General features: G+C 27.4%; 26 protein-coding genes. 18 read left to right on the top strand and 8 right to left on the bottom strand.

Annotated features, from left to right (window positions below; genetic code table 11):
• The 8 genes from AVBRAN12642_RS02390 to AVBRAN12642_RS02355 form a co-directional block, all read left to right on the top strand.
• Positions 1 to 642, top strand: a 642-nt coding sequence (locus AVBRAN12642_RS02390) for a substrate-binding periplasmic protein (RefSeq protein ID WP_336607896.1), incomplete at its 5' end; no start/stop codon positions are given.
• A gap of 70 nt (positions 643 to 712) precedes the next feature.
• Entirely contained in the window at positions 713 to 1,858 is a 1,146-nt protein-coding gene (locus AVBRAN12642_RS02385) for an MFS transporter (RefSeq protein WP_336606748.1), read from the top strand.
• A 59-nt stretch (positions 1,859 to 1,917) separates the two neighbouring features.
• On the top strand, positions 1,918 to 2,112 hold the full coding sequence (rpmI, locus tag AVBRAN12642_RS02380; RefSeq protein ID WP_214117785.1) for a 50S ribosomal protein L35: 195 nt from the start codon (positions 1,918 to 1,920) through the stop codon (positions 2,110 to 2,112).
• Positions 2,113 to 2,192: 80 nt separating this feature from the next.
• Positions 2,193 to 2,546: a 50S ribosomal protein L20 gene (rplT, locus tag AVBRAN12642_RS02375; protein WP_214117784.1), complete on the top strand. Its 354-nt coding sequence runs from the start codon at positions 2,193 to 2,195 to the stop codon at positions 2,544 to 2,546.
• Between the two features lie 142 nt (positions 2,547 to 2,688).
• On the top strand, positions 2,689 to 3,483 hold the full coding sequence (locus AVBRAN12642_RS02370) for a hypothetical protein (protein ID WP_336606747.1): 795 nt from the start codon (positions 2,689 to 2,691) through the stop codon (positions 3,481 to 3,483).
• A gap of 9 nt (positions 3,484 to 3,492) precedes the next feature.
• Positions 3,493 to 3,846, top strand: a complete 354-nt coding sequence (locus tag AVBRAN12642_RS02365) for a hypothetical protein (RefSeq protein WP_239803084.1) — start codon at positions 3,493 to 3,495, stop codon at positions 3,844 to 3,846.
• Between the two features lie 84 nt (positions 3,847 to 3,930).
• The gene (locus tag AVBRAN12642_RS02360) at positions 3,931 to 4,566 is read left to right on the top strand and encodes a tetratricopeptide repeat protein (protein WP_336606746.1); all 636 of its coding nucleotides are present in this window, start codon (positions 3,931 to 3,933) and stop codon (positions 4,564 to 4,566) included.
• Positions 4,567 to 4,854: 288 nt separating this feature from the next.
• Positions 4,855 to 5,469: a M48 family metallopeptidase gene (locus AVBRAN12642_RS02355; RefSeq protein ID WP_336606745.1), complete on the top strand. Its 615-nt coding sequence runs from the start codon at positions 4,855 to 4,857 to the stop codon at positions 5,467 to 5,469.
• 7 nt (positions 5,470 to 5,476) lie between these two features.
• Here AVBRAN12642_RS02355 and AVBRAN12642_RS02350 read toward each other — a convergent pair whose 3' ends face one another.
• Genes AVBRAN12642_RS02350 through AVBRAN12642_RS02340 form a run of 3 tightly spaced genes read right to left on the bottom strand, consistent with a single transcriptional unit; the run spans position 5,477 to position 8,984 of the window.
• Complete coding sequence (locus AVBRAN12642_RS02350) at positions 5,477 to 6,688, bottom strand: Y-family DNA polymerase (protein ID WP_336606744.1); 1,212 nt, start codon at positions 6,686 to 6,688, stop codon at positions 5,477 to 5,479.
• Positions 6,688 to 8,412: an EAL domain-containing protein gene (locus AVBRAN12642_RS02345; protein WP_214117780.1), complete on the bottom strand. Its 1,725-nt coding sequence runs from the start codon at positions 8,410 to 8,412 to the stop codon at positions 6,688 to 6,690. The genes AVBRAN12642_RS02350 and AVBRAN12642_RS02345 overlap by 1 nt, the downstream gene beginning before the upstream one ends.
• A gap of 5 nt (positions 8,413 to 8,417) precedes the next feature.
• A complete protein-coding gene (locus AVBRAN12642_RS02340) occupies positions 8,418 to 8,984 on the bottom strand; it encodes a hypothetical protein (protein ID WP_214117779.1) in 567 nt (188 codons plus the stop codon).
• Between the two features lie 42 nt (positions 8,985 to 9,026).
• Between AVBRAN12642_RS02340 and gltX the strand changes: the two genes are divergently transcribed.
• Genes gltX through AVBRAN12642_RS02320 form a run of 4 tightly spaced genes read left to right on the top strand, consistent with a single transcriptional unit; the run spans position 9,027 to position 12,676 of the window.
• On the top strand, positions 9,027 to 10,427 hold the full coding sequence (gene gltX, locus AVBRAN12642_RS02335) for a glutamate--tRNA ligase (RefSeq protein WP_239803736.1): 1,401 nt from the start codon (positions 9,027 to 9,029) through the stop codon (positions 10,425 to 10,427).
• Positions 10,424 to 11,671 (top strand): malic enzyme-like NAD(P)-binding protein, encoded by a 1,248-nt coding sequence (locus AVBRAN12642_RS02330; RefSeq protein ID WP_336606743.1) that lies wholly within the window; start codon positions 10,424 to 10,426, stop codon positions 11,669 to 11,671. Before gltX ends, AVBRAN12642_RS02330 begins: the two co-directional genes overlap by 4 nt.
• Positions 11,658 to 12,281 (top strand): uracil phosphoribosyltransferase, encoded by a 624-nt coding sequence (gene upp, locus AVBRAN12642_RS02325; RefSeq protein WP_214117776.1) that lies wholly within the window; start codon positions 11,658 to 11,660, stop codon positions 12,279 to 12,281. The genes AVBRAN12642_RS02330 and upp overlap by 14 nt, the downstream gene beginning before the upstream one ends.
• A gap of 2 nt (positions 12,282 to 12,283) precedes the next feature.
• Entirely contained in the window at positions 12,284 to 12,676 is a 393-nt protein-coding gene (locus AVBRAN12642_RS02320; RefSeq protein WP_336606742.1) for a rhodanese-like domain-containing protein, read from the top strand.
• A 37-nt stretch (positions 12,677 to 12,713) separates the two neighbouring features.
• Here AVBRAN12642_RS02320 and AVBRAN12642_RS02315 read toward each other — a convergent pair whose 3' ends face one another.
• Genes AVBRAN12642_RS02315 through AVBRAN12642_RS02305 form a run of 3 tightly spaced genes read right to left on the bottom strand, consistent with a single transcriptional unit; the run spans position 12,714 to position 14,301 of the window.
• A complete protein-coding gene (locus tag AVBRAN12642_RS02315; protein WP_214119551.1) occupies positions 12,714 to 12,968 on the bottom strand; it encodes a heavy-metal-associated domain-containing protein in 255 nt (84 codons plus the stop codon).
• Complete coding sequence (locus tag AVBRAN12642_RS02310; protein ID WP_214117773.1) at positions 12,965 to 13,237, bottom strand: hypothetical protein; 273 nt, start codon at positions 13,235 to 13,237, stop codon at positions 12,965 to 12,967. The genes AVBRAN12642_RS02315 and AVBRAN12642_RS02310 overlap by 4 nt, the downstream gene beginning before the upstream one ends.
• On the bottom strand, positions 13,234 to 14,301 hold the full coding sequence (locus AVBRAN12642_RS02305; RefSeq protein ID WP_336606741.1) for a transglutaminase-like domain-containing protein: 1,068 nt from the start codon (positions 14,299 to 14,301) through the stop codon (positions 13,234 to 13,236). Before AVBRAN12642_RS02305 ends, AVBRAN12642_RS02310 begins: the two co-directional genes overlap by 4 nt.
• Before the next feature lie 117 nt (positions 14,302 to 14,418).
• Here AVBRAN12642_RS02305 and infA point away from each other — a divergent pair, with 117 nt between their 5' ends.
• The 3 genes from infA to AVBRAN12642_RS02290 all read left to right on the top strand — a co-directional run bounded on the left by infA (position 14,419) and on the right by AVBRAN12642_RS02290 (position 15,784).
• On the top strand, positions 14,419 to 14,637 hold the full coding sequence (gene infA / locus AVBRAN12642_RS02300) for a translation initiation factor IF-1 (protein ID WP_214117771.1): 219 nt from the start codon (positions 14,419 to 14,421) through the stop codon (positions 14,635 to 14,637).
• A gap of 94 nt (positions 14,638 to 14,731) precedes the next feature.
• Positions 14,732 to 15,499 carry a hypothetical protein gene (locus AVBRAN12642_RS02295; RefSeq protein WP_336606740.1) on the top strand — a complete coding sequence of 256 codons (768 nt, stop codon included), beginning with the start codon at positions 14,732 to 14,734 and terminating at the stop codon, positions 15,497 to 15,499.
• Positions 15,500 to 15,784 carry a hypothetical protein gene (locus AVBRAN12642_RS02290; protein WP_336606739.1) on the top strand — a complete coding sequence of 95 codons (285 nt, stop codon included), beginning with the start codon at positions 15,500 to 15,502 and terminating at the stop codon, positions 15,782 to 15,784.
• A gap of 245 nt (positions 15,785 to 16,029) precedes the next feature.
• On the opposite strand, the gene AVBRAN12642_RS02285 is transcribed toward AVBRAN12642_RS02290, so the two are convergent.
• Together AVBRAN12642_RS02285 and AVBRAN12642_RS02280 are read right to left on the bottom strand one after the other, a co-directional pair.
• On the bottom strand, positions 16,030 to 16,287 hold the full coding sequence (locus tag AVBRAN12642_RS02285; protein ID WP_336606738.1) for a hypothetical protein: 258 nt from the start codon (positions 16,285 to 16,287) through the stop codon (positions 16,030 to 16,032).
• A 2-nt stretch (positions 16,288 to 16,289) separates the two neighbouring features.
• On the bottom strand, positions 16,290 to 16,994 hold the full coding sequence (locus tag AVBRAN12642_RS02280) for a hypothetical protein (protein WP_336607895.1): 705 nt from the start codon (positions 16,992 to 16,994) through the stop codon (positions 16,290 to 16,292).
• A 479-nt stretch (positions 16,995 to 17,473) separates the two neighbouring features.
• Between AVBRAN12642_RS02280 and rpmJ the strand changes: the two genes are divergently transcribed.
• Genes rpmJ through rpsK form a run of 3 tightly spaced genes read left to right on the top strand, consistent with a single transcriptional unit; the run spans position 17,474 to position 18,358 of the window.
• The gene (rpmJ, locus tag AVBRAN12642_RS02275) at positions 17,474 to 17,587 is read left to right on the top strand and encodes a 50S ribosomal protein L36 (protein ID WP_214117768.1); all 114 of its coding nucleotides are present in this window, start codon (positions 17,474 to 17,476) and stop codon (positions 17,585 to 17,587) included.
• Positions 17,588 to 17,590: 3 nt separating this feature from the next.
• A complete protein-coding gene (gene rpsM / locus AVBRAN12642_RS02270; protein ID WP_214117767.1) occupies positions 17,591 to 17,956 on the top strand; it encodes a 30S ribosomal protein S13 in 366 nt (121 codons plus the stop codon).
• Between the two features lie 9 nt (positions 17,957 to 17,965).
• Positions 17,966 to 18,358, top strand: coding sequence for a 30S ribosomal protein S11 (gene rpsK / locus AVBRAN12642_RS02265; RefSeq protein WP_214117766.1), 393 nt, complete (start codon positions 17,966 to 17,968; stop codon positions 18,356 to 18,358).
• Positions 18,359 to 18,380 lie beyond the last annotated feature (22 nt).

Below are 18,380 nucleotides of genomic sequence, written 5' to 3'. Positions count from 1 at the left end.
GGTCTATCGCCTGATTTCCCACCATTTGAGTATATGGAAAATGATGAAATTGTGGGGTTTGAGATTGATTTAGTAAGAGAAATTGCTAAGGAGTTAAATATAAAAATTGAGGTTATTCCAATGTCTTTTGATGGTTTGATTTTAGCGTTAAAATCAAAAAAGATTGATATTATTGCATCAGGTATGAGTTACACACCTAAAAGAGCTAAAAATGTTGAGTTTTCAAATCCAATAATAGAAAGTGAAAACCACTATATCAAATTAAAAAGTAATAAAAAGCTAAATTCTTTAAAAGACCTTGAAAAAGGAGCTATTTTAGGCGCACAAATAGGAACTTTGCAAGCTGATGAAATATCTAATATTAAAGGTGTAGTTCCGTTTTTAAATTCTGAATACATTCCACTTGTATTATCTACTTTAAATGGCAAAATTGATGGTTTTGTATTAGAAGCTGCCGTTGCTAAGAGTTATACTAAAAATTATGATGATTTTGAAGTATTCGCAAAAACTCCAATAGCTGGAACTTGCATAGCTTTTCAAAAAGGCAATACTAAATTAAGAGATGATTTTAATAATGTAATTAACAAATTTAAAAACGATGGAACTTATTTAAAATTGTTACAAAAATATAATTTAGACTAAATATTTGTGCCTAATATTTAGGCATAAATTGAATTTTTTAGATATATTAAAGTCTTAATAAAGGAAAAATATGAAAAAAAGTTATTTTTTAATAAGTATTTTATGTGTAATTTTTATATCTTTAAATCTTAGAGCACCAATTACTGCAATAGGTCCTATAGTTGATAATATTATGAGTTATTATGATTTAAATTCTACGCAAATTGGGATTTTAAGTGCTTTGCCGCTTTTTTGTTTTTTTATTTTTTCTTTAATCGCTCCGATTTTACCAAATACAAAAGCTATGCTTTATGCGATTATTTTAATAATGTTTGGACTATTTGCTAGGGCGTTTTTTAATACTTTTTTCTTATTTTTTGGGACGATTTTAATAGGTTTAGGTATTGCGATTTTGAATGTTTTAATGCCTAGTTTTGTTAAAAATCACTTTAAAAATATTGGAAAAATTATGGCACTTTATGGAATGTTTTTAAGCATTTCTAGCTTAATAGGAGTTTTTGGGCATTATTTGATTGATTATATTGGACTTAGTGGAGCTTTATTTTGTTGGATTATATTTGCTATTATTGCGTTTTTTTGCTATCTGCCATTTATTAAAAATCATAGGCTTAATAGATATTCTAAAACTCAAAATTTCAGTGATTTTTTAAGTATTTTTAAAAATAAAAACGCTTGGATAATAACTGCTTTTATGGGGCTTCAAAGTTGTGTTTTTTATACGATAATTACTTGGTATCCTAGCATATTAGCTATTAGTATGAATAAAGATTATGCGACTAATATTGTTATATTATTTCAATTTTGTTCTATGTTTTCAGCTTATTTTATACCTAATAAAATGGCTCAGATTGAAAATAAAGCAATGCTTTTAACTTTAGTTTGTATTAGCAATATTCTTGCTTTTTTTATATGTTTATTAAGTTCAAATATTTATATTTTAATAATTTCAGCTTTATTATTTTCTATTCCTGTTGGTGGAATTTTTGGCGTTGCATTGATAATGATTGCTATTAAATCAAAAGATACAAAAACTACAATATACTTAAGTTCAATGTCTCAAAGTGTAGGGTATTTAATAGCTACTATTGGGCCAATAATTTTTGGATATTTTAAAGATATTACAAATAGTTTTAATACTTCAATTATTTTTATGATAATTATTAGTTTTTTGTTGCTAATTTTTTCTTTACTTTCAAATAAAATAAGCTATATATAAACTTTATTGTGATAAAATCGGCTCTTCTTTTTTAGAAAATTCAACAAAAAGGAAAGCTTATGCCAAAAATGAAGAGCGTAAAAAGTGCTTCTAAGCGCTTTAGAGTAGGCAAAAATAAAATTAAGCGTGGTTCAGCTTATAGAAGCCACATTTTAACTAAAAAGCCTGCAAAAAGAATGCGTGATTTAAGAACAGCAAAATTTGTTCATGCTACAAATGAAAGCCGTGTTCTTAAAATGCTTTGTATGAAATAAGAGTTTTTGATTTTTAATCATTCGTTACCCCCGTTTAGGGAAAGATTTGCTTTAAGCAAACGCCATTAAAAGGAGAAATTATGGCAAGAGTAAAAACAGGCGTAGTAAGACGCAGAAGACATAAAAGATTATTAAAGTTAGCTAAAGGTTTTTATAGCGGTCGTAGAAAACACTTTAGAAAAGCTAAAGAACAATTAGAAAGAAGCTTGGTATATGCTTACCGCGATAGACGCCGCAAAAAAAGAGATTTCCGTCGTTTATGGATTATTAGAATTAATGCAGCTTGCCGCTTAAATGATTTAAGCTATTCAAGATTTATGAATGGTCTTAAAAAAGCTGGTATTGAACTAGATAGAAAAGTTCTAGCTGATATGGCTATGAATGACGCAGCAGCTTTTGCTAAAGTTGCAGCAGCAGCTAAAAAAGCATTATAATTTCTTTCCTAGCTAAGATTAGCTAGGAATTTCTTTCTTTAACATTTAAATATTTTCCCTAGTAATTTTTATTTTTTTAATATTATTTTAAGAATGGGGGGGGGTATAATCTTTTTTCTTAATTTTACTTTAAAGGATTTTTATGAAATTTGAGAAAAAAGTTATTATCGGCTCTTTAGGTGGATTTTTAACTACTATCATTGGAATTATTGCGGTGTTTTTTCCTAGTTTGCTTAATTTTGAAAAGAAAAATATGGAAGAAATAAAGATATTTATTAAAAGTGAAGCTGATATTCAAAAGTTTAAAAAAGTAATATTGGATAATCAAGGAAAACTTATTAATCTTGATTTAGAGTATTGTTATTACCCTACAATTTTTTATCAAAATGATATTTCAAATTCTAAGGATTATTTTTTAACAGCTGAATATGAAAAGGCAAAAGTTAATAATGATGATTATGTAGATAAAGATGAATATGACATAACAAGAATTTTTTATGGAACTATTCAAACTAAAGAAGGTTTGCAGCTTGATGAAGAAGAAAACATAGCTCAAGGCATGGTAGTTAGTGGTATGGCTACTTTAGAAGCAGAAGGGACAATTCCTGTTAGAACACACGGGGGAACATTGATTTTACAAGGTTTAAATGGTGCTAATTTAGCAGTAAATATCCCATTTAAAAGTGATAAAAAATATAGTTGGGATAATTTAGGAGCTTATTTTAAAGATAGTGAAGTGGAGCAAAAATGTATTCCTAGTGGTATTAAAGGGTATAAAAATGAGTATGAAATTCCAGAATTATTTCACGAAAAACTACAAGGAATATTTTATGTATCAGATTATGTTTCTTTAGGTAGGCAAAGTGAAATGCAATTTGACAATGTTGTGAATTTAGAACCATTTAATAAAAAAGATTTAGCTATTAGAGATTATTAAGGAGAAGAAATGTTTAAGAAAATTTTAAAAGGTGTGTTGATAGTATTTGTTGTATTGTTTGTTATAGGATTATTTATTGATGATCCTATGGAAGTTGAATCGATAACTGATTTTAATTCTCCTGAAGTTAATATTCTAGGAATAGGAGCTTCTAAAAAACTCAAAATTACATCTAAAATAGATGAATTAGAAATATATGAGATTAAACTAAATAAAGGAAATTGCAAACTTCATTATGTTTTATCAAAATCAAATCCTAAAAAATTAAAATACGGACAATCATTTTCACCTATACATTTTTGTGAGAATTTAAAACAAGCAGAAATTAAAACCAATGAAGGTGATTTTACTTATTCTTTTTAAGCTATAGATTTTCTATAGCTTAAAAATAAATATTACTATTTAAAAATATTTCGCTAAAATTACTACCTTAAAAAAGGAGTTAGTATGAAAAAATTATTAATTTTATTATTTAGTGTTTGTGTTTATGCCGTTGAGTGTGTGAGTTTAGAAGAATGCTTAAAAAATGCTAATTATTATCAGTTTGATAAAAATGATGAAGCAAACGCAGCTTTATATTATAAAGTTTCTTGCGAAGAATATGAAGATTATTTATCTTGCAAGGCTTTAAGTGATATTTATAAATATTCTGATAAATTGGAAAATAAAAAATTAAATAAAAAATACAAAAATTTAGCAATAAAATTGGTTAAACAATCTTGCAAAGATGATGATAATGCAAACGCTTGCTATGATTTTGCAAATTTTTGTGAAGTAAAATATACTCAATGTGATGATTTTGAAAAATTATATGAAAGAGCATTTAATTTATACGAAAAACAATGTAATAATAATGATTATTCATCTTGCTATTTTTTAGCAAATATGTATTTAAATGGAGTTAGCACTGATATTGATGAAGAAAAAGCTTTAGAATTATACAAATACGCTTGCAATAACAATGATAACAAAAGCTGCTATGAAGTATCTCAACTTTATGAAAATAAATCTCTTGAGTATTTAAGAAAATCTTGCGAATTAGAATTTAAATACGCTTGTGAAAAGTTAGATAATATAAAATAATTTTAAAAGTTCTTATTTTTAAGAACTTTTTATTATTTGATATATTTTTAAAAACAAGTAGTTATAAAAGCATATAAATTACAACTATTTAAAATAATTTAAGATTTTTATTATTGTTTTGTCATAATAATCACATTTACTTCAAAGGAATTTTATGAATATAGAAAAACACCAAAATATGATTAATTTTATTTGGAATATCGCAGATTGTCTAAGATATTTTAAGTTAAAATTAGTTTTGTTTTTAATGTGAGAAAGTTTATGGAAATAAAAATTACTAAAAAGCGGGTGAAAAATATTATTATAAAAGTTCGTGAGATTGGGCTTGTTGAAGTAGTATCGCCTTATTTTATAAGTAGAGCAAAAATTGATGAGATTTTAAGACTTAAAAAAGATTGGATAGAACAAAGATTAAACGAGCTTAAAACTACTAAAAAAGCAGAGCTTTTGAGTGGTAATTTTGTATTGTTTTTAGGACGAAAATATATTTTAGAATTTGATTTAAGAATTTCAAAAAATGTAGAAATTCACAATGATAAAATCATTTTAAAATGTCTTGAAAATGATGAAAATAAAGAAAAATTACTTAATGATTTTTATAAAATTCAATCAAAAGAAATCTTTAGCGAAATTTTAAAAAGATTTTGTGTGATTGTTGGTAAAGATATAAAAGCTTTAAAAGTACGAAAAATGAAAACTCGTTGGGGTTCTTGCAATACGAAAAAATCTTATATAAATCTAAATACCGAATTAATTAAAAAAGATATATTAGCAATAGAAGCAGTGATTATGCACGAATTAACACACCTTTATCACGCTAATCATTCAAAGGCTTTTTATGCCACGCTTTTAGGATTTATGCCAGATTATAAAGAAAGAATTAATTTATTAAAAGACAAATAATTTATATTTATCCCCCATATTTTATACAGCTAATGCCAAATTTATCTCTTATAGCACTTAGGGTTTCGTTTAATTTTTGATTTTTTGTGGTGTTTTGAAAAATATTTTCACAATATGTTTTATCAAGATTATTAGCAGCAATTCCTATATAATAAACACTTACATTTTTCGTATTTTTCATAAGAATTTCAAATCCTTTTACGGCATTATCAATTAGATTTTTTTCATCAAATGGTTGCATAATTTCAACTCCAATATGCTCTAATTTATTGCCGTATTTAATACTTATTTCTATTTTTTTAGGATGATATTTGTGCTTTGAAATCCAAACACATAAATATCTAGCAAGTATTTTAACCCTTCGCCTTAACTCATCATAATCACTAATTGGCTTAAAGCTTTTTGATATTGCGTGGCTTTTAATATCTTTTATTTCTTCTACTTTTTCATTATCAATGCCTTTAATTCTTGCTATGATTTTTTTGCCATTTTTACCATATTTATCTAGCAAATATTCTTTTTGCAATAATTCATCTAAAGTATTTACCCCATAAGCTCTTAAATATTTTTGTATTTCTCTTCCTATGCCTGCGAAATTTTTTATATCTATTCCTTTAATGGCATTGCTTAAATCATATTCCATTCTAATGCCAAAAGGTTTTGCTAAATCGGTTAAAAATTTAGCTCCCCATTTGCTATTATTAATGCCTATACTAGCTGGTAAGCCAAATTTATCTAATAGTTCTTTTTGAAGATATTTTGCATAATCTAGCACTTCTGTGTCTTTTTTAAACCCTTCTAAATCTCCAAAAAACTCATCAATGCTAAATTGTTCAATTACGGGTATTTTGCTTTCTAAAAATTGTCTTACTTTAAAGCTTAGTTCTTTATAAAATCTAATATTACTTCTAGCTATTTTTAAATTCGGACATTTTTGATAAGCTATATTTAATTTATCTCCTACTTTTACTCCATATTTTTTAGCTTCATAAGATACGGCAATTGCGGTAAAATGCCTATAATCAATTACTTTATTTTCACTTCTTGCAACTTCAATTGAGCTCATAAAGGCGATTTTATTATCTATATATTTTGCATCTTGATTGAAAAAATCTTCATCGCTTCCAGCATAAATCACGCAAGGTGTATTGCAGAGTTCTTTATTTAATAGTCGTTGGGCATTTACAAAATAGCTATCAAAATCTATATGAAGTTTCATTAGAATTTGTTTTTATAAATATTTATAAATTCATTAATCGGTGTAGCACCTTTATGATAATAAAATCCTTGTAATTCATCACAACCTAATTGTTTTAAAATATTTACTTGCTCTAGTGTTTCAACACCTTCTGCTACTACTCTTTTATTCATAGTTTTTGCTATTTTTATAATACCAATTATAATTGCTTTTGAGTTTTCATTAATTAAATCACAATCTTTACTATTTAATCCATCTATAAAGCTTTTATCAATTTTAATTGTATCAATAGGTAAATGATTTATATAAGAAAGAGAACTATAATCTTTCCCAAAATCATCAATACTTATTAAAAATCCAATAGCTTTTAATTTTTCTAATATAGTCTCACTACTGCTATTAAGTCTATATCTTTCTGTTATTTCTATATCTATTAAACTTGGATTTATATCGTATTTTTTAACATTTGCTAGCAAATAATTTATCATATCTTTATGGTGCAAGTGTTTTGCTGATATATTAATGCTTATTGGAATATTTATTCCTTTATTTTTTAAAACTTGTATTTCTTGAAATACTTTTGCAATTACAAATTTTTCAAGTTTTATTATTAAATCAGTTTTTTCTGCAATTCTTATAAATTTTTCTGTATTTTCAAATTTATCATTTCGTTTCCAGCGAATTAATGCTTCTGCGCCTTTTACTAAATTATCATTTGCTCCGATTTTTGCTTGATAATATACATCAAGCTCACCTTTTTCTAAAGCCCTTTTTAAATCATTTTCTAATTTTGCTTCATTATCTATTTGTGTTTTAACTTCATCAGAATAATCGCAATACAATGTATCTTTTTGAACGCTTGAAAGTAAGGCTGCTTTGTAAGTATCGTTTATTATTTGATTGTAATTTTCATTTGTTAATACACTAAAGCCAACCCCTATACTCTGCTCATAAATTCCATCACTTCCAAAATTAATACTTTCACTAAAGCATTCGTGCAACTTAATAGCCATATTATTAAAAGTTGTTTGTATTTCATCAATACAAGGAAATGCTAATAAAAAATCTCCATTGCCACTTATTTTGGCTATTTTAGAATTTAAAATAGTTGTAGAAAAACTTGAAAATCTACTTGCTAATTCTAATATTATTTTATCAGCTAAATCAAAACTTCTACTTTTTAATAGATTTTGATAGTCTTTAAGATATATATAGCTAACTATTATAGGACAATCGCTTTTTTCATAGAGTTCTTGTATGTCTAATAAGAATTTTTGTTTTTTAGGTAATTTGGTTAAAGAATTATAATTTTCTTGATAGTATATATCATTTAAGACTTCATTTAAAGAATTTGCTATTTTTTGAAATTCGCTGTAATTTAGCGTATCGTTTAGCATTAAAGGTTTATGTTTTTTGACTGAATTTGCAAGAAGTTCTGCAAAATCATTAAAATTTGATTTTACTCTTTTTAATCTTTTTATATAAATTGCATTACTAATAACTGCAGCTACTAATACAGCGAAAGAAAATACTAAAAATTGAAAAATAGTATGGTCTTTATTTTGTTGTAGCCTAATTACTAAGCTATCATTTCCTATATTGTGAATTCTATGATGCTCTTCAATTCTTTTTGCCTCGCTAATATATCTATAAGTTCCAAAAATTCCACCAGCAATTTCAATTAGTAAAAAAGTTGTAATAATAAAATTCTTAAACGAGTTAGATAGAATTGATTTTGTTTTCATAGTACTCACCTAAACATTTTAATTGATGCCTTTGCTTCTTCTTTTTCCATATAATTACGAACTGATTCTTGAGCATTTTTATTCATTAAATAGCTTTTAATTTGTTCTTTTGCTACTTCATAACTTGCCCCATTCATCTTATCTTTATTTAAATTATAAAATCTAATTACTTCATCATCGCTTACATCTTTCATATAATTTTGAGCGATTAAATCAAATAATTTCTTTTTTAGAATTTCATCTTTTATATTTTCTGTTAGCATTTTGATTTTATCTTGGTTATGTTCTATGAAAGTAGATAAGCTAATATTATTAGCAGCAGCTATTTTTGATAATTCTTGATTGATTTCTAGTTCATTTGCAGCTAATTTGAATTTTTTAGCTAAAGATGTGCATATTTTATTTTGAATTAGCAATCTTAATGCGTCGTTTTGGCTTATATTCATATATTGTGAAATTTCTATAATATCAATATTTGTAATAGGCTCGTTATTAACACTAGCTATGATTGAAGTTATAGGACTTGCGTTCATAAATGCACCAAATACAAGTGCAAGCAAAATTTTTCTCATTATTTACCTTTAAGTGATTTTAAATGATTATAACTATAAAAAATTCACAAAAGGCTAATAATAATGATAGTTACAAGATTTGCACCCTCTCCGACAGGGTTTTTACATATTGGTGGATTAAGAACAGCACTTTTTTCTTATCTTTACGCTAAAAGAAATAATGGTAAATTTATTCTTCGTATTGAAGATACAGATATGGCAAGAAATAGCGAAGAAGCAACCAAAGCTATTTTAGAAGCTTTTAAATGGGTTGATTTAGAAGTAGATGGGGAAATTACTTACCAAAGTAAAAGATTAGATATTTATAAAGAATATATTCAAAAATTACTTGATAGTGGCAATGCTTATTATTGTTATATGAGTGAAGATGAGTTAAACTCATTAAGAGCAGAGCAAGAAGCTAGAAAAGAACGCCCTAAATATGATGGAAGATACAGAGATTTTAAAGGAACTCCACCAGAAGGAATTAAGCCTGTTGTAAGGATTAAAGCACCGCTTGATGGAGAAATAATCGTAAATGATGGAGTAAAGGGCGAAATTAGATTTAACGCTGCTGATATTTTAGATGATTTTGTAATAGCTCGTGCTGATGGCACTCCTACTTATAATTTCGTAGTGGTTGTTGATGATGCTTTAATGGGCGTAACTGATGTTGTTCGTGGAGATGACCATCTTTCAAATACTCCAAAACAAATAATAATTTATGAAGCTTTAGGCTTTAAGGTTCCTAATTTTTATCATCTAGCTATGATAAATGGAGAAGATGGCAAAAAACTTAGCAAAAGACACGGAGCAACCGATGTTATGGAATATAAGGCTTTAGGATATTTGCCTGAAGCTTTACTTAATTTCTTATTAAGATTAGGATTTTCAAACAAAGACCAAGAAATATTTTCAATGCAAGAAATGAAAGAATGCTTTACATTTGATAATGTTAGCAAAGGTGCAAGCACATATAACGCACAAAAATTAGAATGGATTAATGCTCATTATATAAAAAGCGTTAGCGATGAAAGATTAGTAAATGCTTGTAAAGATTTAGGATTTGATTTTTCAAGTGTTAAGAATTATTCATTCTTATTAACAATGTTAAGAGAAAGAGCTAAGACTTTAATAGATTTGATAAATAGTGCAAAAATTATTATAAACGAGCCAAATTCTTATGAAGAAAGTGGAGTTGCTAAGTTTGTAAATGATAATAGTAAAGCTTTATTTTCTAAGTTTGTAAATGATTTTAAAGGTGCAAATACTGAAGCAGAATTTGAATTAGCCGTTAAACAATTTTTAGATAGCAATAATGCTAAGCTAAAAGACATAGCGCAATTAATTAGATTAAGCCTAACAGGAACAACAATTAGTCCTAGTATTTATGCTATTATGGAGTTTTTAGGCAATGATGAGATTAAAAAAAGATTTAATAATTTTTTAAAGGAGATTTTATGAATAATTTAAAAGAAAGAGCATTAGAGTATCATTTAGGCGGTAAATTAGGCACTTTTATTAAAACGCCTATGAAAGAATATGAGAGTTTAAGTTTAGCATATTCTCCTGGAGTTGCATATCCTTGCGAAGAGATTGCTCGTGATAGTGATTTAGCTTATAAATACACAAGTAAAGGTAATTTAGTAGCAGTTATTAGCGATGGTTCAGCTGTTTTAGGTCTTGGCAATATCGGTGGAATTGCAGGAAAACCTGTTATGGAAGGTAAGGCTTGCTTATTTAAAAAATTTGCAAATGTTGATTCTTATGATATTGAATTAAGCACTCAAGATACCGAAGAAATAATAGCAGCAGTAAAAGCTATTGCTCCTAGTTTTGGCGGTATTAACCTTGAAGATATAGCAGCTCCAAAATGTTTTGAGATTGAAGCAAGACTTCAAGACTTAGGTATTCCTGTAATGCATGATGACCAACACGGAACGGCTATTATTAGTGCGGCAGGGTTAATTAATGCTTGTGAACTAATTGGCAAAAAATTAGAAGACTTAAAGGTAGTTGTTTGTGGGGCAGGAGCAGCAGGGATTGCAAGTGCTAAGATATATAAGACTTTAGGAGTTAAAAAGATTTATTTAGTAGATTCTAAAGGTGTTTGCAATACTAAAAGAACAGATTTAAACGAGCATAAATTAGAATTTGTAAGAGAATGTGATGAGGATACTTTAGCCGATGTTTTAAAAGGAGCTGATGTTTTCTTAGGGCTTAGCAAAGCTGGAGCTTTAAGCGAAGAAATGTTAAAAACTATGGCAGAAAATCCAATAGTATTTGCTTTAGCTAATCCTGACCCAGAGATTTTACCTGAACTTGCGAAAAAAGTTCGCCCTGATGTAATTATTGCAACAGGAAGAAGCGATTATGACAATCAAATCAACAATGTTTTAGGCTTTCCATATATTTTCCGTGGGGCTTTAGATGTTAGAGCTAGAAAGATTTCTATGGGTATGAAAATAGCAGCTGTTAAGGCATTAAGCGAATTAGGACGCCTTGAAGTTAGCGAAAAAACTAAAAAATTATATGGTAAAGACTTAAAATATGGAAAAGATTTAATAATTCCAAAACCATTTGATGATAGGGTAAAAGCTTATGTTAGCACCGCAGTTGCTAAGGCTGCTGTTGATGAAGGCATAGCTTTAGTTAAAAATTTTGATGATAAAGCATATTTTGAAAGGTTATTGAATGAAAGTAATTAAAAATACACTAGTTTCAACTTATCTAGCGAAAATTAGAGATAAGAATACATCTTGTAGGGATTTTCGTGAGCATATAAAAAAGCTTAGTGGATTTGTTATTTATGAAGCTTGTGAATTTTTAAGCACAGAAAAAGTTAATATTCAAACTCCACTTATGCCTTGTGAGTGCGAAGTTATTAGCGATGATATTGTAATAGTGCCTATTTTAAGAGCAGCTCTTGGTATGAGTGATATTGCACTTGATTTATTGGGTAAAGCTAGTGTGGGATTTTTAGGTATTCAACGCAATGAAGAAACGCTTGAGCCTGAATTTTTCTTTGAAAAATACCCACAAGATATGCAAAATAAAACTGCAATTATAATTGACCCTATGTTTGCAACGGGCGGAAGTGCTATTGCAGCTGTTGATAGATTAAAATCAATTGGTGTCAAAAAAATAATTTTTGCAAGTATCATTGCAACTCCTGAAGCAAGAGATAGAATGAAAAAAGCTCATCCTGATGTAGCATTAATTACTGCTTGTTTGGATAAAGGGCTGAATGAAAAAGGATATATTATCCCAGGTCTTGGAGATGCTGGAGATAGGATATTTAATACTTTAAAGGCTTAAAAATGAAAAAAATATTATTGGGTTTAAGTTTATTTGTTTGTTTAAATGCTGAGGTAATTACACAAAATATCAAGGAATTTGATTTTACTAATAGTGATTATGCTGTAATTGATGTTAGAATGCCTAGTGAATACGCTGCAACAGGCGTTGTAAATAAAGCAAAATTGATAACATTTCTAAACGAAAATGGAAGTATCAATCCTGATTTTTTGAATGAAATTAGTAAAAATTATTCAAAAGATAGCAAAATAGCAATTATGTGTAGAAGTGGTAAAAGAAGTGCAATGGTAACTAAAATGCTTGAGCAAAACGGCTTTACTAATATAATAAATCTTGATGGTGGAATGAACGAATTATTAAAGACAAATATTAAATTAGTTCCATATCAAAATTAATTTTTAATCCTATTTTAAATTCTTTTTAAAATAGGATTTATTTAAGTATTCCTTGATAGCCTGTATTAAAAAGTGCTTGATTTATTATGCTTTCGTTAAGTTCTTTATCGCTTTTAATTATCGCTGTTTTATTTTCTAAACTAACATTTACTTTATTTACTCCATCAATTTTTAGTAGTGCCTTTCTAACAATTGCCGTGCATAATGGACAATGTATTTTAGGAATTTCTAAAGTGTATTCATAAGCATTTAAAACACTTAAAAATAAGCTTAACAATAATATTTTTTTCAAATCATTGCTCCTATAATTTCAGGATAAAATACGATAAATAATAATGCAAGTCCTATTAAAAATAATCTGATTTTATTTTTTTGATTTAGTTTTTTATAGACAAATATGCAATATAAAATGCAGGTTGCAATCCCCAAATATACTCTAAAAGGTGCTAAAAAATCAAAATTAACAAGGCTTACTCCAAATATCAAAAAGCTAATAGCTCCAACACAACAAAGGCTAGAGCTAATAGCTAAGATAAACATTGATATTAAATATTTTTTCATATTTGTTTTGAAGTGTATTCATACACAAATTCATTAGGTGAATAATAATCAATAGTATTTGAATCAACTTCAGCATATACATAGCCAAAATTATTAAGCGGTGCTTGAGCTGGGCGTGGAATTAGCACGAAATCTCTTTTGGTATTAAACTCGCACCAACACATTTCCCAATTACCGAATTGAAATTCTCTTAATTTTTGTATACCACTATCATTATTATCTAGGTTTAAAGATAATTTAACTTTAGCTACATCAGCAGGATCGCAAGGAATCCACCCATAGCCTTTTAGATAAAACTCCGCCCTACAATGTTGAGCTTTTGTTATATTTTCTTTACTACCCATTGCAGCATAAAATCTACTCGCACCTAAACGAATTCCAAAGCACTCTCTAGCAGGAATATTAATACTTCTTAAAAGTGCTACAAAAACAGAGCTAATATCAGTGCATTTGCCATAAAGTTTTTTACTTTCTAAAATAGCCTTAACATCACCAATTCCACACCCAATTACACTCTCATCACGAGTAAAATTAAGTGCTACCCAATCATAAATAGCTTTTGCTTTTTCTAAATCGCCTTTTATACCTTTTGTAATTTTTAGTGCATATTCTTTTACTATTCCACTAGTAAAAATATGTTCGCTTGGTTTTAAATATTGTGCGATACTTTCGTCTAATTTCTCGTTTTCATTAAAATTAACTTTAGAAAAATCAGTAATTCTATCATGAGTTTTAATGCTAAATTGTGTTATTAATTCAGCTTTTACATTAGAAAAACTTGCATATAAACTATTAGTTTCAAAATCACTTAAATAAATTTCATTGTAATTTCCACTATTTACAATATCACTTGTAAGGTATTGATATGAGCGTGATTTTGGTAATGGAAGCCATATTTTGCTAACTTCGCCTAATTCGCTTAAATTATGTTTTAAGCTTACAATGTATTCTTTACTATCGTCTTTTGTTGCTTGAGTATTATTTACTAAAGGTGTTTCATTCGCACTTAGTAAAGTGTTTGCTGCAACTGCAGACGATAAAGTTAAAAATGTTCTTCTTTTCATAACTTTATCCTTGTGTGAAATAAACTTTTATTTTAAATTATTTTATTTAATAATAAATTTAGTTTTTTAATAGTTTTTATGTTATTATTGACCTTTACATTTTTACAAAGGAAAATTATGGCTAAAGATGATGTAATAGAAATTGACGGCGAAGTTATTGAAGCTTTACCAAATGCAACTTTTAAAGTTGAGCTTGATAACAAACACGTAATTTTATGCCACATTGCGGGTAAAATGAGAATGCACTATATTAAAATTATGCCAGGAGATAGAGTAAGAGTTGAGCTAACTCCTTATAGTCTTGATAAAGGACGCATTACTTATAGACACAAATAATTTAGCACTTTTTATGGTGCTAAACTTCTAAATTATTTTTTACCATTCATTTATCTTGGGGGGGGGTATAATCACTCTTTTGAAAGGAGATTAAATGAGTGATTTAACAACAAATGAAAATCAAAATGAAAACAAATATGATTTGTTTAAAGGCGTTTTATTAGTTAATAATAACGACGTTACTCAATATGGTTTAATTTATATGAGTGAAATAGAAATAACTGCTAAATCCACAATTAATTATGAAGATGCGGAAAAGTCATTAAAAAATCTAGCTAGTTATTTGGGGTTTAATTGTATTTTAAATATAGTAAGAGATAACTATACTGATAGTATGCAAACTTCGGGGACTATGCATACAGAGGGTAGGGTTAGTAGTTTTTCTAATTCTTATAGTTCTACATCTACAATCAATACAGAAACTAAAGTAAATAATAATTTTAGAATAAAAGGCACTTTAGCAATCGTAGGCAAGCCAAATCCTAACGGAGTGAGCGTAAATATAAATGTTATTTTAGAAAGAGCAAATATAGTATATGAATGCCAAAGCACTACTCAGCCTATTTACGAAGCAAATTGTGCTTTAGAGAAGTTAGATAATAAAAGTAAAATAGCTTTAATATCTAGCGCTTCTTTAATAGTTCTTTGTCTAATTCCTATGATTGGTTTTGGTTTTGCATTTGTTAACATTGTTATCGTCGCTATTTCTTATTTTTCTATAAGTAAAATTAGGAAAATACCTTATAACACATTGCAAATTTGTGAGCCCAATCTAAAAAAAATGATTTTACAATATGGCGATGAAATGATAACCATCTATAAACTTACTTCAAAAACTAACATTAAATACATAGGAGAATAAATGAAAAATTTAATAAATAATTTAGAAGGTCTTAAGCAAGGTGAATTTGCAAAAGCTTTTCATAAAAATGCCATAGATGGCACAACAAATACAAATGAGTTATTAAAATATGCAAAAAACGATATATTGAAAAAATTTATTTTAATTGCAATTACGACAATAATAGCATCTATTGTATCTAGTATCGGTATTTTTTCTTTATTACTTACATTATATCCTTGGGTTTTTATATTTAGTGCAATTTATATAGTAATTAAGTTATTAAAGAAATTTAAAATATTTTAATTAATACGGAAATAAATTCCAAGTGGAATTTGAATCCGTAATTAAATAATTTTTATAATATGCTCTATTTTATTTTTATCTAGGATTTTTAAACTTCATTTATTATGGCATTCTACTTAAACACTTATTTCGCAATCATTTGAGAGTTATCTTGGCGTTGAGGTTAACTTATTATAAATCTTCGCTTCATTTAACACCTGTTCTCTCTTATGCTCTCCAAAGATTTAAATTATAAACAATCAAATCTATTTTTTAAATTTTTTATATAAATAGATTAGTATTATTGGCAGTACAATAAAACCAAGTGGTGTAAAGCATAAGATAGTTGAGATTACTAATATTATTTTTTCTTTATTAGAAAAATTTACAATCGGTTTTGACTGTTCTATTAGATTGATATATTTATTTATATTTTCTTCACTAAAATTATAATCGTTATTTTCTATCATTAAATCAAAAGCCCTTGCAAAATTACCCGTTTTGTTTGTTGTATTTTCTTGCATTTTTACTCTCCCATGTGTTTTATTGTTACATTTTTAGAACATATTTTATAAATCGTTACAAAATCTTTACTGTATCTATCAAGCAATTCTTTTAAAGAATTTTCATATTTAACCAATGTTTCTACATGATTTTTAACAAGTCCTGCTCTTGTAAAATTTGCAAAGATATTCATCGGAAATATTGAGAGCTTTTGTTCTATATTTTTTATATGTAAATTTGCATAATAAATATTTCTTGCTGTATCTATACATTCTAAATATATTTTTTCTTTTTCTTTAAAAATTATTTTTAAAGTATTTGCATTTGGATTTGGTTTGCCGATAATACCTAACAAACCTTTAATTGTAAATACATTGTTTGTTTTTGTAATGGATTTTATAGTAGAAGCTGTTTTGACAACATAATTTCTTGAAATTTCAAAAGGATTTGGACTAGCTTTCATAGTTCCTTTTGTATCCATTATACCGGTCGTGCTTGTATTATCTGTATATTGCTCTTTAGTAACTTTTAGAACACAATTAAAACCAAAAAAATCTGCCAATGCTTTTAGATTTTTTTCAGCATCTTTATAGTCTTCTTTAGATATAGAAATAATTTCAATTTCACTTAAATAAACTAAATCATAACCTACTATTTCATAGTTATCACTTAAAGCAACGCCTTTAAATAATTCATATTTGTTTTTGTTTATTGGTAATTCACTCATTAGTTCTCCTTTTGAGTGATTATACCCCCCCCCAAGTTAAACAAATGGTCAATTATATTTTTAATATAAAATAAAATTTTCTTAGAATTTAAATCTGTAATTAAATAATTTTTATAATATGCTCTATTTTATTTTTATCTAGTATTTTTGAAACTTCATTTATATTGGGATATTTCACCCACATTAAAAGTTATCTAAAACTTTATGAATTAAAAAAGTAAAATCTATAAATTAATTCTTAAATAATAGTTTGAGATTAGATTGCTAAGAAATTTTTAGAATTATCAAAGACAAATAAATTTAATATTTAAACCTATATTAATTTTGTTTTGATAATATTAGCACTTTTGCAATTTATCTGTGTGAAGAAGTAATATTTGAGTGAATTTTCCACCATTTAAATATTAGTTGGTAATTCGTGATACCTAAAAATGCAGATTGTAAAAAAGTGGAAAGCAAATTATTTTTTAGGAGACAAGATGAAAGTAAGACCATCTGTTAAGAAAATGTGCGACAAATGTAAAGTCGTTATGAGAAAAGGCGTTGTTCGTATTATTTGCGAAAATCCAAAACACAAACAAAGACAAGGATAAGGTATGGCTCGTATTGCAGGTGTTGATTTACCAAAGAAAAAAAGAATTGAATATGGCTTAACTTATATCTATGGTATAGGTTTATTTACTTCACGCAAAATTTTAGCAGCAGTTGGAATAGATCCAAACAAGCGTGTATATGAATTAAGCGAAGATGAAGCAGCAAATATTCGTAAAGAAATCCAAGAACATTATTTAGTTGAGGGTGATTTAAGAAAACAAGTTGCTATGGACATTAAAGCTTTAATGGATTTAGGTTCATATCGTGGTTTAAGACATAGAAAAGGTTTACCAGTGCGTGGTCAAAAAACTAAAACAAATGCTAGAACTCGCAAAGGTAAGAGAAAAACCGTTGGTGCAAAAGCGTAAGGATAGATAATGGCTAAGAGAAAAGTAGTTAAGAAAAAAGTAGTTAAAAAGAATATTGCTAAAGGTGTAGTATATATTAGTGCAACTTTTAACAATACAATGGTAACAGTTACAGATGAAATGGGAAATGCAATTGCATGGAGTAGTGCAGGTGGTTTAGGATTTAAAGGTTCTAAAAAATCAACTCCATTTGCTGCTCAACAAGCGGTTGAAGATGCTTTAAATAAAGCTAAAGAACACGGAATTAAAGAAGTTGGTATTCGTGTTCAAGGTCCTGGTAGCGGTAGAGAAACTGCTGTTAAGAGTGTTGGTGCAGTTGAAGGTATTAAAGTTACTTTCTTAAAAGATATTACACCATTAGCACATAATGGTTGCAGACCACCAAAACGCCGTCGTGTATAATATAAGTATAGGAATATAGGAG

The organism is Campylobacter sp. RM12642 (assembly GCF_020137635.1).
Lineage (GTDB): Bacteria > Campylobacterota > Campylobacteria > Campylobacterales > Campylobacteraceae > Campylobacter_E.
This window is presented reverse-complemented; position numbering and strand designations above follow the sequence as displayed.